General features: G+C 42.4%; 12 protein-coding genes. 8 read left to right on the top strand and 4 right to left on the bottom strand.

Features of this window, described 5'->3' with window-relative positions:
* Positions 1-28: 28 nt before the first annotated feature.
* The 8 genes from ACQ86K_RS10275 to ACQ86K_RS10310 all read left to right on the top strand — a co-directional run bounded on the left by ACQ86K_RS10275 (position 29) and on the right by ACQ86K_RS10310 (position 10723).
* A complete protein-coding gene (locus ACQ86K_RS10275; protein WP_431200829.1) occupies positions 29-1225 on the top strand; it encodes a TonB-dependent receptor domain-containing protein in 1197 nt (398 codons plus the stop codon).
* Positions 1226-1266: 41 nt separating this feature from the next.
* The gene (locus ACQ86K_RS10280; RefSeq protein ID WP_091168163.1) at positions 1267-2787 is read left to right on the top strand and encodes a RagB/SusD family nutrient uptake outer membrane protein; all 1521 of its coding nucleotides are present in this window, start codon (positions 1267-1269) and stop codon (positions 2785-2787) included.
* 70 nt (positions 2788-2857) lie between these two features.
* On the top strand, positions 2858-4276 hold the full coding sequence (locus ACQ86K_RS10285; RefSeq protein ID WP_091168160.1) for an aryl-sulfate sulfotransferase: 1419 nt from the start codon (positions 2858-2860) through the stop codon (positions 4274-4276).
* Between the two features lie 10 nt (positions 4277-4286).
* Positions 4287-4937, top strand: coding sequence for a c-type cytochrome (locus ACQ86K_RS10290; protein WP_431200302.1), 651 nt, complete (start codon positions 4287-4289; stop codon positions 4935-4937).
* Positions 4850-5302, top strand: coding sequence for a c-type cytochrome (locus tag ACQ86K_RS10295; protein WP_431200830.1), 453 nt, complete (start codon positions 4850-4852; stop codon positions 5300-5302). Before ACQ86K_RS10290 ends, ACQ86K_RS10295 begins: the two co-directional genes overlap by 88 nt.
* Before the next feature lie 188 nt (positions 5303-5490).
* Positions 5491-8475, top strand: coding sequence for a glycoside hydrolase domain-containing protein (locus tag ACQ86K_RS10300; RefSeq protein WP_091168156.1), 2985 nt, complete (start codon positions 5491-5493; stop codon positions 8473-8475).
* A gap of 316 nt (positions 8476-8791) precedes the next feature.
* Positions 8792-9352 carry an inorganic diphosphatase gene (locus tag ACQ86K_RS10305; protein ID WP_091168153.1) on the top strand — a complete coding sequence of 187 codons (561 nt, stop codon included), beginning with the start codon at positions 8792-8794 and terminating at the stop codon, positions 9350-9352.
* A 249-nt stretch (positions 9353-9601) separates the two neighbouring features.
* Positions 9602-10723, top strand: a complete 1122-nt coding sequence (locus tag ACQ86K_RS10310) for an XrtY-associated glycosyltransferase XYAG1 (RefSeq protein WP_091168149.1) — start codon at positions 9602-9604, stop codon at positions 10721-10723.
* A 106-nt stretch (positions 10724-10829) separates the two neighbouring features.
* On the opposite strand, the gene ACQ86K_RS10315 is transcribed toward ACQ86K_RS10310, so the two are convergent.
* Genes ACQ86K_RS10315 through ACQ86K_RS10330 form a run of 4 tightly spaced genes read right to left on the bottom strand, consistent with a single transcriptional unit; the run spans position 10830 to position 13093 of the window.
* On the bottom strand, positions 10830-11153 hold the full coding sequence (locus ACQ86K_RS10315) for a hypothetical protein (protein ID WP_091168146.1): 324 nt from the start codon (positions 11151-11153) through the stop codon (positions 10830-10832).
* A gap of 35 nt (positions 11154-11188) precedes the next feature.
* The gene (locus tag ACQ86K_RS10320; protein ID WP_091168141.1) at positions 11189-12121 is read right to left on the bottom strand and encodes a cation diffusion facilitator family transporter; all 933 of its coding nucleotides are present in this window, start codon (positions 12119-12121) and stop codon (positions 11189-11191) included.
* Positions 12122-12126: 5 nt separating this feature from the next.
* A complete protein-coding gene (locus ACQ86K_RS10325; protein ID WP_431200831.1) occupies positions 12127-12627 on the bottom strand; it encodes an AI-2E family transporter in 501 nt (166 codons plus the stop codon).
* 7 nt (positions 12628-12634) lie between these two features.
* Positions 12635-13093: an AI-2E family transporter gene (locus ACQ86K_RS10330; protein ID WP_431200303.1), complete on the bottom strand. Its 459-nt coding sequence runs from the start codon at positions 13091-13093 to the stop codon at positions 12635-12637.
* Positions 13094-13223: the final 130 nt, after the last annotated feature.

Consider the following 13223-nt stretch of genomic DNA (forward strand, 5'->3'; position numbering starts at 1 on the left):
ACTTACCGATGATGATTTTATAAAAGATCTGAATACCTTCTCAAACTTAAAAGCACGTGTTAGTTACGGTGTTACTGGTAATGACCGTATCCCTGCGAGTTTATATCTTTCAACATTTGGACCTTACGGTGTAGTACTGAATGAAACCGGTAATCTTCAAACAGGGATAGAACCAAAAACATTGGCTAATCCTAACCTAAAATGGGAAAGCACCAGGCAGTTTGATGTTGGTTTGGATATGGGTTTCGCCAATGGCCGTATTAATGCAAGTATCGACTATTACAGTAAAAAAACAACCGACCTGTTAATTCAGATCCCCATAGGTCAGCAATGGGGGTTCAGTAATCAGTATGTAAACGGTGGCGCAATCCAAAACCGTGGTATCGAGCTTTCGGTAAATACCAACAATGTGCGTGGTAAAGATTTGTCGTGGAACAGCACGGTTACTTTTGCCTACAATAAGCAAAAGGCATTGGATTTAGGTCCGGGAGTAACCGTGATCAGTACCAACACTGCAAACCCAAGCGGTACTGTTTCGGGGCAGGAATTTACAAGGGTTGTACCTGGCATTGAATTAGGTGAGTTGTATGGGTATGTTTACGAAGGGGTAGTGAAAACCGGTGAAAAATATGCACCTCAGCCAAACTCAAAAGCAGGCGATCCTAAATATAAAGACGTTAATGGCGATGGTGTAATTACCCCGGCCGACCGCACCTACCTGGGCAACTCTAACCCGCATTACATGGCCGGTTTTGGTAACGATTTTCATTATAAAGGCATCGATCTGGGTATATTTTTTCAGGGCGCATTTGACTATTACCTGTATAACATGAACGCCATGGTATTAGAGTCAACCACAGGTGCTGCTGCATTGAACAGGTTTGTAGTCGGCAAAAACGAAAATACCCCAATCCCGCGCGAAGGTTATTATCTAAGTACTTATGGTAGCTACGTAAACTCACGTTTTGTTGAAAATGCATCTTATGTACGTTTAAAGTCGCTTACGCTGGCTTATAATTTCCCTGCATCGTTGTTTCAGCACCTAAAAATTTTACAGGGAATAAGGGTTTATGCAGAAGCGCAAAACTTATGGACAATTACGGGCTATAAAGGTACCGACCCGGAAGTTAACGTACATTCTGGTGCTACCGGCGGCGGCTTAGACTTTAACTCGTTCCCGGCATTCAGAACCATAACATTCGGTATTAAAGCATCTATCCATTAATGAAATTATCCATTTAGGGGATCAACAAAATTTTAGTCAAAATGAAAAAATATAATATTCTACTCTTAGCAGCCGCGGTAGTTACACAGTTTTCGTGTAATAAAACCAATCTCGAGCCTAAAATATACAGCAGCTTAACAAGTCAAAATGCATTTTTAACCAAATCAGATGCTATTGCAGCCGTGAACGCGGTTTATGCCCGCTTAAAAGGTCCGGCGGTTGGTGACAATTTTGATTATTGGACGGTAAGGCACTTCGCCCTTACCGACTTAACCACCGATGTGGGCCACTGCAGCTACGCCGGCGACCCGGGACAATTATCACTGGTACAATGGAACTCGGCCAACGGTTTGATAGCTGAAGATTATAGGCAGATCTATAAATTGGTGGCCAACGCAAACAACGCTATCTATAATATTTCAGCGATGAAAAGTATCACAGATGCTCAGAAAAATCAGTTTTTGGCTGAGATGAAATTCTTACGTGCTATAGCTTACTCCGATCTTACAGATGCCTGGGGCCCGGTGATCCTGAATACGGAAAAGGATGTAGCCAATCCCGATTACAAAGCTCAAACCGCGCCAAGCTCTGTTGCGGATGTTGACGCGTTAATGATCAGCGATCTGCAAAATGCGGTCAATGTATTGCCTAAAGATTACACTAAAAGTGATATCTACACAACTAACGATGTTGGCCGGGCCACCAAAGGTGCGGCGATGTTCCTGCTGGCTAAGGTTTATCTGCGTGAGCACCAATGGCAAAAAGCGGCCGACCTTACAAAACAGGTAATGGATTTGGGTATTTACCAGTTATATCCAACTTATGAGGGTTTGTTTAAAGAATCAAACACCTGGTGTGCTGAAAATATCTTCTCGGTATTAAGCGATGCTAACGTTAATGGCACCGAATTATTGAACCACTTTGGTCCGTTGAGCCATCCGGTTTTAACCGACAGGTGGCAGTACTACGCTGTAACCTGGGATTTTTACAACAGCTATGGCGATGAAGACGATCGTAAAAAAATGTTCTTTACCCAATACCAGGGCGTTGATGGTTTAACTCATAAACAAGCTCCTTCATTAGGTGCGACAGCGCCGGATGGTGTATTGTATATGCCGGACGTTGCAACCATGAAATATGCAGATCCTAATGGTGCCAACACCTACTACGATGGCCATAGTGTTGATGTTTTGCGTTACGCCGATGTATTGTTAAGCCGCGCCGAAGCTTTAAACGAATTGAATGGTCCAACCGCAGAGGCTGTTTCATTAGTAAACCAGGTTAAAGGCCGCTCACATGCCAAATTATTGGTGCAGGCTAATTTGACCCAGGCAACTTTCCGCGATGCATTGTTACAGGAACGTGGCTGGGAACTATATTACGAAGGCAAAAGAAGGGCCGATTTGAAACGCTTTGGAAAATATGATGTGATCGTGAACGCTTATCTGAAACGTATTGGCCAAACCAACACTGTTCAATTGCCGCGCGATGAATATTTCCCATATCCGCTTAACCAGGTTAATATTAACCCTAAGCTGAATAATGCGGGCAGACAACAATAAGCACACAATTCAAATATTAGTAAAGAGTATACAGCCTTCAATGGGTTGTATATTCTTTATTATTTAACCGATGTTACAAATTTTAGTGATGAAAGATTGGTTTAAGGTTTTAGCGGGAGGTTTGTTGGTTTCGATCATCTGCGGTTGTTCGGGCGGAAACTTGGTAAAAGAAATTCACATAAGCCTGTATAATAACAATGAGCTAAAAATTAAGCTTAATGTTATGACCAGCAAGCCTGTTGATCTGTATGCCGAGTATTGGATAGAAGGCAAGCAGCCGGTTAAATACCGGTCGACTACTACCAGTAACGGCACATCATATAAGCTTGTACTTTGCAATATTTTGCCCGACACTACTTACTCATACCATATTGTAACTGTTGACGGTGGGGATACGGTTGTCGGTAAACCTCATACCTTCAAATCGCACCAGCTACCGTTGTTTTTACAGGAACAGTTCAACGCAAAAATTGCCGCGAAAGCTACTTTGCCTTCGCAGTTTAATGATGGATTGATGCTTATCAATAAACGTTATGCACCAGGGGTGGCGTTTTTGGTTGATGCAAAAGGGCAAATCAGGTGGTACCACATGATTGACAGGTTGGGTTTTAAGGTGATCAATTTTACAAAGGATAAAACCCTGCTCTCTATTTTAGGCCGAAATGACGAACCTACCAGTTACGGCAGCGAGATACTGGAGGTCAATATGCTTGGCGATACGCTACTACACCTCACCAAAGGGCAAGGCGATTTCAAGCAAACCATTCATCACGAAATCCTGAAGAATGATAAAGGGCAACTGGTTACCATTTTCGTTGATAACAGAATTATCGACCTTACATCAGTTGGAGGGAGCAAACAGGATACGGTTAATGGCGATGGTATTATGGTGATGGATAAAACCGGCAAACAGCTTTATAAATGGAGTGTGTTTGATGTAATGGATCCGCTGAAAGATCCTAAAATCCTGAAAACCAAAAAAGACTGGATGCATGCCAACAGTCTCAGCTATGATACAGACGGCAATTACCTGATGTCGTTCTACAACAACGGGCAGATCTGGAAAATTAACTCGCGCGATGGTAAGGTTATCTACAAGTTTGGTAAAGGCGGTACCATAGCCATGCCTGCCGATTGCAACTTTACCCAGGCCCACGCAGCTCATGTCAATAAACAGGGCAACTTGATGTTTTTTGATAACGGGGTAGAGAAACACCAGTCAGGCGTGTATGCAATGAAAATTGATGAGAAAAATCAAACTTCGACCATTGCCATGCACATTAAACTACCTAAAGAAATTTTTAACGGACGTATGGGCAGTGCCTATATGATCAATGATACAACCACATTGGTATGTTGCTCCAAAAGGCACATTGTGGTGCTGGCAAATAATAAAGGTGTGCTGCAATGGACGATGGAAACATCGGTGCCAACTTACCGTGCAGGTTTTATAAAATACGAACAGCTTGATCCATATTTAAAACCATAGATCATTAAAAATGAAAAAGAAATATCAATATATAGCTTTGCTGATGTTGTTAGTCGCTTTGGCGAGTGTTGCCCAGTTAGTGTCATGTAGCGGGAGCAAAGCCGAAGAGGCAAATAAAGCTGATTCAGCGGCTGTGAATAACCTGGTTGCTGTGGATACCTCCAAAATGCCCGGCGGTAAATACGGCGATGCGGTGCGTTATGGCCGCGAACTAATGCTGCATACCGCATATTATATCGGCCCCGAAGGTATTAACGGACACTATACCGGCAATAAAATGAACTGTACCAACTGCCATCGCGATGCAGGCACCAGGCCGTATGCCTTTAACTTGATAAGATCGTTTCGTGATTATCCACAATACAGGGCAAGAGAGGGAAGGATTTTATCTTTGGCCGAACGCATCAACAATTGTGTAATGCGCCCTAACCTGGGTAAACCTTTACCTTTGGATGGAAAAGAAATGATCTCGATAATGGCTTACCTCAAGTTTTTGAGTGATTCGTCAAATGTGTCAAAAACTACTAAAGGTTTAAAAAATATGGAAGTTGAGCTCCCAAATGTAGCTGCATCATCAGACAGGGGGAGGTTTTATATGCTCAAAATTGTGAGCGCTGCCATGCTAAAAATGGTGAAGGTAAAATGCGTTTTGATAAGGTAACCTATGAATATCCGCCGGTATGGGGATTGTTGGCATATCGTCCCGGTTCAAGTATGCACCGCGTGGTTAAATTAGCGCAATGGTTAAAGGGCAATATGCCTTATGATAAAACAGCCGAAGGTAAACCTTTCTTAACCGATGCTGAAGCGCTTGATATCGCTGCTTTTGTTAATGACGATAAAAAGCACAAACGTCCGCTGCCTAAAACCACAAAGGAGGTTGATTATCCGCATTACGAAGAAAAAGCGATTGATTATGATAAAGGGCCTTTTAAAGATCCTTTCTCAGAAGAACAGCATAAATACGGGCCGTACAAACCGATCATTGATTATTGGGAAGGGCAAGGGATTACTCCGGCTATTTGATCAGTAATAAATAACAAATGCGGTCGCTCGGCTCCAGCCGAGTGACCGCTATCTCCAGGCCTCTGGCCTGCTTGACACTGCGGCCGGAGGCCGTGAAATAGTTGCCACTCGGCGGAGCCGAGCGGCGGCGGTTTTAGGAATTATAATTTCTGAAACAACATTATAAAAAGACTGACTAAATTTATTTCATGAAAAAACAATTTTTAGCTATCACTTTCCTTTTATCGGGCTTTGCTGCTTCGGCACAAAAAGTACCTTATACCAATTGCGATAAATGCTGGCTGGCCGATTCATTAGGTAACCATCGTGTAGTGTTAACCTTTAATGGTACAGGTAAAGTGGCTAAAGCAGTAATTAATTGGAGACGCAGGGATAATGAGCCCGAAAACAAGCGGATCATTATTGAAGATGCTAAAACCAAGCAAAAAATAACTAATGTAAAAATCGGCGCAGTAAACCGTGAAAGCGGCGAACTGTATTTTGAGCCAACATCGGGTAAGGGCACTTACTTTGTGTATTACATGCCTTATAAAAATGAGGGACGCTCAAACTATCCTAAAGGTGTTTACCTTAAACCCGAAAATACAGCTTCGGCCGAGTGGCTTAGTGCCGTAAACGGTAAGCAGGCCCCGTTGGCCTCGGTGAAAGAATTTCAGTCGATAGATGCTTTTAACAGTTTTTACCCAATGGAGGTGATTGCTACCAACGCAGAAACTGAAGCATTGCTGAGCAAGCACAAATCCGAAGCATTTTTGGTTTTCCCTGAAGATAGGATGAACTCTATCCGCATGACCAAAGATTTGCCACAACGCTGGATTGAACTTGGTCCGCAAAATAAATATACAGGTGAAGCTGCCCGCGGCGAAAACTTTGCATTTCAACTGGGTATTTACGCCTTGAAGGATATCGAAAATGTACAGGTAACATTCAGTGACCTTAAATCAGTCACCGGTAAGGTTATTCCGGCTTCAGCATTGTTTTGCATTAATACCGGCGGTACCACTTATGATGCTAAGCCGCTTACCAAGGTTGTGAACGTGGCCAAAGGTGATATCCAGGCCTTATGGTGCGGGGTTGATGTACCTGCTGCCGTATTACCTTCGGTTTATACCGGTAAGGCTACTGTCAGCATTAACGGTAAGCCGGCAAAAACAATTGCTCTGTCGGTTAAAGTAAATAGCAAAATTTCAAAAGATGGCGGTGTAAGCGAGCCTTATAAAATGACCCGCCTGGGCTGGTTAAACTCAACCATGGCACAACAAAATACGGTCATTGCGCCGTATACACCACTTGAAATTAGCGGCAATACCATAAGCTTGTTAGGCCGCAAGGTGGAAGTGAATAAAGATGGTTTTCCAAAACAGATCCAGACTTATTTCACCCCGGAGATGACGGAGTACGCGGCAACACCCAATAACCTGCTTACCGAGGGTATTCACTTTCATTTTATCAACGCCGCCGGAAAAAAGATAAACCTGAAAAGCCAGGGCGTACAGTTCACCAAAAAAGAAGCAGGAACAGTTCAGTGGATTGCAATAAGCGCCAATGATAGTTTACAAATGGACGTAACGGCCTCGCTGGAGTTTGATGGCTTTATGGCTTACACCGTAAAAGTAAAAGCCCTGCAGGATGTTAGTCTGAAAGATGTTACCATGCACATCCCTTTTAAAAAGGATTTTGCAAAATATATGATGGGCCTGGGACAAAAAGGCGGCTATCGCCCCGAAAACTTTGAATGGAAATGGGATGTAGCCTATAAAAATCAGGATGGAGCCTGGATAGGCAATGTGAACGGCGGTTTGCAGTATTCGTTAAGGGATGAGAAATATGTTCGTCCGCTGAATACTAATTTCTATTTGCAAAAGCCTTTGTTGTTACCAACTTCATGGGGTAACGATAACAAAGGTGGTATTAAAGTGGCATTTGACGGTAAAGCGGTATTGGCCAATAATTACAGCGGCGAGCGCGACCTGAAAAAAGGTGATGAACTTTATTACAACTTCACGCTGCTGATAACGCCTTTCCATACCATCAATACCGATTTTCAGTGGGCTACAAGATTTTATCACTCATACAAACCTATTGATACTATAAAAAAAGCGGGAGCAACGCTTGTCAATATTCACCACGCAACGGCAATAAATCCAACTATTAACTACCCGTTTATTGCATGGCAAAAAATGAAGGCCTATGATGACTCGGCCCATGCGGCCGGGTTAAAGGTGAAGATCTATAACACTATCCGGGAGTTATCAAACCATGCTTATGAAACTTTCGCATTGCGTAGTTTGGGGCATGAAATTTATTCGCCGGGCAAGGGCGGCGGTTTCAGCTGGTTGCAGGAGCACGTGGGGGATGATTATATAGCAGCCTGGTTTGTGCCTGAGATTAAAGACGCAGCCATCATCAACAGCGGCATGAACCGTTGGCATAATTACTACGTGGAAGGCATGAACTGGTTAACCCAAAACGTCGGTATCGACGGTATTTACCTGGATGATGTGGCTTTTGACCGAGTTACGATGAAACGTATCAAACGTGTATTAACCAAAGATGGTCACCCGGGTATTATTGACTTGCACTCTGCTAACCAGTACAATAAAAGCGACGGTTTTAACAACAGTGCCAACCTGTACATGGAGCATTTCCCTTACCTGAACCGTTTATGGTTTGGTGAATATTTTGACTATGAAAAAAATGATCCTGATTTCTTCCTGACTGAAGTGAGTGGGATCCCGTTTGGTTTAATGGGCGAGATGCTGCAAGGCGGCGGTAATAAATGGCGTGGCATGGTTTACGGCATGACTAACCGTATGCCGTGGAGCGATGGTGCCGATCCGCGCCCGATCTGGAAAGCCTGGGATAATTTTGGAATGAAAGGCACAAAAATGATTGGTTATTGGGTTGATGATAACCCGGTGAAAACCGATAAAGCCAAAGTGATAGCAACTGTTTACAAAAAAGATGGTGCTGCCATGGTAGCAGTTGCCAGCTGGGAAGATGCTGATACCGATTTTCAATTAAATATCGATTGGAAAAATTTAGGCATTGACCCGGCCAAAGCAACTATCACTGCTCCTGAGATAAAAAGTTATCAGCCTGGCAAAACATTTGGCTTAAACGACAGGATTCCGGTTGAAAAAGGTAAAGGCTGGTTGTTGATTGTCAAATAGAACGGTTAATGCATAAAAATGGTTTATCACTACATGCTTTTGCATGGGTAGATCACTGATTTAAACCCGCCAGCCGGCTCTTGTGGTTTATTTATTACTGGTTTATTATGTTAGTTTGTAGTTGAGGTATGTACCAAGAGCATATATGCCGCCTGCGTTTTAATAAAAGCCGTAAACCCTTGAAACTGAACGGTAATTAGATTTTTGAAGCATTTGAGTAATAAAGTAGATTGAAATAAAATGAAAATGTTTTAATTGAATCGGTAAATTGTTGGTACTTTCATAAAAAAATAACCAAAATATTGAATTACTACCAATGAATACACAGCATCCATGGCATGAAGTTTCAACCGGGCCTAAAATTCCCTATGTTGTAAACGCAGTTATTGAAATTCCCAAGGGCTCAAAGGCTAAATATGAGATTGATAAAGAATCCGGACTTTTAAAATTAGACCGCGTGCTTTTTTCTTCAGTAATGTATCCGGCCAATTATGGATTTATCCCTCAAACCTATTGTGATGATCAGGATCCGCTTGATATTTTAGTTTTATGCTCGGTTGATGTTTTTCCGCTGTCTGTCATCGAAGCTAAGGTGATAGGGGTAATGCATATGGTTGACAATGGCGAACAGGATGACAAAATCATTGCCGTTGCTAATAATGATATGTCGGTTAATTATATAAATGATTTAAGCGAACTGCCACCTCATACAATTAAAGAGATAGAGTGTTTCTTTAAAGATTACAAGGTTTTGGAAGGTAAAAATGTAACTGTTGAACGCTGGATGGGGGTAAGTTACGGCCATCAGGTGATAGAAGATAGTATGGTATTATACGATGTTAATTTTAAACCCGTCCAAACCAAAGTTGCCGGTTAAAATATTAAGATCTGGCAAAAAATGTTTAACCCTGCTTCTTTTAATTGAGTTGCGGCGTTAAACATTTTTTATTTTTACTTCGTGCTGCCGGGGGGCGTAGTTAATCTTTGGGAGTTAGTACTTTTGGTTCTCGTCCAGGATTTGCCTGCTCCGTTTATACCTCGATAATTTTAGGTTTAAAATTGCAGCAGGCTAAATAACCCCTCCGCGGGATGCATATTTGCATTCTCATATTGCTAATGATGTTTTATGAAAATACTGCACATTATACCTGCTTATAAACCCGCTTACGGCTACGGAGGTCCAACTGAATCTGTATCGCGGCTTTGCGAGGGATTAGCAGCTAATGGGCATGTTGTTGACGTTTTTACCACTACCGCTAATGGTAAAACCGAACTGGATGTAATACCCGGAGCTAAAACGAATGTTGAAGGGGTTAATGTGATTTATTTTAAACGGATCACCGGTGATCATACGCACGTTAGTCCGGCATTATGGCGCAGGCTTGTTAAAACTGCCAACCACTATGATGTGATCCATATTCATTCGTGGTGGAGTATTTTAAACGTAATTGCTGCACGGATCGCCTTGTTCAGTAAAGCCAAGGTTATTTTGGCGCCCCGCGGCATGCTAAGCGGGTACGTATTTGAAAGCGGGAACAACAGCTACAAAAAATTGATCCATAAATTAGGTGGTCGTAAAATTTTAAAGAAATGCGTGCTGCACGCTACCGCCCAATCTGAATATATGGAGTGCAGGAAGTTGATTCCGGGCTGGCAGGGCTTTGTATTACCCAATATTTTATCATTACCTGATATCGAAATAAAGGAACCCTATAATGAGTGCTTCAGGATTATTTTTATGTCGCGCATTCATCATAAAAAAGGACTTGAAAAACTATTTATTGCTATAAGCAAGCTCTCTTTTAACCTGAAACTTGTTATTGCCGGCGATGGCGAGGAAGCATATATACAGCAATTGAAACAACTTGCAGTTGAGTTAAATATAGCTTCAAAAATTGACTGGATAGGCTGGGTGAACCGGGATGAGAAATTTGAACGGCTTAACCAGTCTGATCTGTGTGTCCTCACCTCCTTTAATGAAAACTTCGCGAATGTGGTGGTTGAATCGCTGCATATGGGTACTGCTGTTTTAGTTTCCGAAAATGTAGGTCTTTCCGATTTTGTTGGTGAAAATAACCTGGGTTGGGTTTGTACATTAGATACAGTCGACATTGTCGAAAAGCTGAACGAAGCTCACCTTGCAAAGCAAAAATTAGATCACATCCGTAAGCATGGCCGCGAAATTATCCGAACGACATTTCATGAGCAGGTGCTGATAACAAAGTATTACGAAGAGTATTTAAAATAATTCCTTTTTTCTTTCAGTCAGTTTGCTATCCCGGATGGCTGCCTTCCTTTAAAGCTAAGGCCGAAATGTGCGTTGGAAGTGAAGTTGGTACTATTAAAGGGCCAGACTATTGCCGGCCCTTCTGATACTTATAATGTAAATTCTTTAGCGTTTCGATAGTAGCCTCATCTGTCGAGATCCCGTAGCCCGTTACCAGCGTACCTTTAACACCTTCCGCTGAAGCAAGGGCGTAAACAATAGCCTCATCGGCAGGGTCGGAGGGGCCTTCGTAGCGGTATAGGTCCACTATTTCAAATTCTTTTACCGGGAAGTTTTCCGCGCCTGCTTTAAGATGGTCACCTTCCAGGCTAAATTCATGGGTATAGCCCTGTTCTTTTAATTTGGTTATAGCTTCGGTTACCGTTGCGTAATGAAATTTTTGTTCTTCCATGAGATAGGTATTTGTTATCAATAGCTAATATACAATTAAAGTACGCTGCCTGTTTCAGTAATTTCTGCCGAAAATGTTTCGGGTTGTACCAACACAAAGCGCACCAAACTAAACTCCTGCTTAATACAATCCCGGATCCGGCCTATAGCTTCGTTGATTTGTTCGGTATTCAGATCATCTTTAAAAGCTACTATCAGCATCAAAATAATTTCATCGGGCGATTGATAAGTTGACAGCATGTGCATCACCTTTAAAACAGCATTGTCCTGTTCAACGAGTGTGCTTATCTTAGTCTTCGATTCAGACGAAATACCCTCGCCCATAAGCAAACTCCTGCTTTCGCGGGCTAATATGGCCGAAACACCAACCAAAATTAAACCAACCAATAATGATGCTATACCGTCAAGCACAGGAATGTTGTAACGATGGTTCAGGAACATGCAAATGCCAACAATAAAAAGGCCTGCAACGGCTGCACTATCCTCAAACATCACTAAAAAGTTTGATGGGTCTTTGCTTTTAACTACGGCGTCCCACCAGGTTTGATCGCCCCTTATGGCGTTAAATTCTTTCAGGGCGATGATGAGCGATGAGCCTTCAAATATGACGGATAATCCCAAAACTATATAACTCATAGTAGGATCGCCAAGGGGTTTGGGTTCGCGGATATGTAATATGCCCTGGTAAATGGATAATCCTCCGCCCAGGCCAAATATCATGATAGATACAATGAACGACCAGAAATACAGCTCCTTACCGTAGCCAAAAGGGTGGGTTTTATCGGGTTCTTTGCGTGCCCGGTGCAGACCAAGCAATAGTAGCAATTCGTTAGCAGTATCCACTACCGAGTGAATCCCTTCGGAGATCATAGATCCGCTTCGGCCTATAACGCCCGCTATAAATTTGGTTATTGCTATGAGCAGGTTGGCAATAAGTGCACTATATATCGATTTTTTTGATGAGGGCATATTCCTTAATGCGCTATTACCTCGGCATCGCCAAGTTTTTTAACATACAATTCATCAACCAAAATCACAATGATGGCCACAATAGGAACTGCCAATATGATACCCAGTACCCCCGAAAGCGTTCCCATAACCACCTGGCTGATGATGGTAAGCGCGGGAGGCAGGTTGATCATACGGTTTTGTACTATAGGCACTACGATATTGCTCACCACGGTTTGCGATATTATATAAATGAGCGCCACTATGATAGCTGTATTTGTGCCCATGGTGAGTGCAAGTAATACACCCGGTATCATGGCTATAACCGAACCCAGGTTAGGGATGATCTTTAACATGCCTGCAAATAAGGCTAATATCAATGCTGCCGGAATTCCCATAATGCTTAAGCCCATGGTAAGCAGCAAGCCCAATAATACCATAGAGAGCAGCATCCCTTTAATCCAACCTTTTAATGAAAGACTGATCCTGTCGATAATATCCTGTCCCAATGGTTTTTTTGATCTGATAGCAGCATTAAAATGCCGTTTTTGTAAACATCGGGATTGGTGGTAAAAAAATACTCAGGAACAGGATGATATAAATATCCCCCAACACGCCAAAGCTGGTACTAAAAAAGTGTTGTACCGTAACCACAACTTTATCGGGGTCATTATCGCCCGAAAAATAATCAAGTATTTGCTGCCCCGTTGGGTTTGAAGCCAGTTTAGCCTTAAAATTATTAACCGTATGCGGGAGTGTATCTTTAAGTAAAGCTATCTGGTGCTGTATGGTTGTGCCCATCAAATAAAACAAGCCCGCCACAATTAAAAATGAACCAACTACAGAAATGATCATGGCATACCGCCTGGGCATTTTGGTGTTGCGCTCTATCAGGTCGCCAAGGCCGTGAAAATAAGTCGCGATCAGTGCGCCTGAAAGTACCATGAGCAGTACGTTAAAAGCCACCCGGGCTATCAGTATTACTACAACCAATAAGGCAACAATAGCAACAGTGTGCCATACTTTTTCGATATAAGTAAGCTCTTTCTCTTTTTTGGGGTCATATAGCAGGTATTTGTTCCATTAACACATTCATGTACTCTAAATGTTTTGATTGAATTAA

The sequence above is a fragment of the Mucilaginibacter sp. P19 genome (genome assembly GCF_050632265.1).
Taxonomy (GTDB): domain Bacteria; phylum Bacteroidota; class Bacteroidia; order Sphingobacteriales; family Sphingobacteriaceae; genus Mucilaginibacter; species Mucilaginibacter gossypii.

Coding starts and splice junctions, on each gene's coding strand:
- ACQ86K_RS10280 (WP_091168163.1), top strand. CDS start 1,267: ATGAAAAAATATAATATTCTACTCTTAGCAGCCGCGGTAGTTACACAG.
- ACQ86K_RS10285 (WP_091168160.1), top strand. CDS start 2,858: ATGTTACAAATTTTAGTGATGAAAGATTGGTTTAAGGTTTTAGCGGGA.
- ACQ86K_RS10290 (WP_431200302.1), top strand. CDS start 4,287: ATGAAAAAGAAATATCAATATATAGCTTTGCTGATGTTGTTAGTCGCT.
- ACQ86K_RS10300 (WP_091168156.1), top strand. CDS start 5,491: ATGAAAAAACAATTTTTAGCTATCACTTTCCTTTTATCGGGCTTTGCT.
- ACQ86K_RS10305 (WP_091168153.1), top strand. CDS start 8,792: ATGAATACACAGCATCCATGGCATGAAGTTTCAACCGGGCCTAAAATT.
- ACQ86K_RS10310 (WP_091168149.1), top strand. CDS start 9,602: ATGAAAATACTGCACATTATACCTGCTTATAAACCCGCTTACGGCTAC.
- ACQ86K_RS10315 (WP_091168146.1), bottom strand. CDS start 11,153: ATGGAAGAACAAAAATTTCATTACGCAACGGTAACCGAAGCTATAACC.
- ACQ86K_RS10320 (WP_091168141.1), bottom strand. CDS start 12,121: ATGCCCTCATCAAAAAAATCGATATATAGTGCACTTATTGCCAACCTG.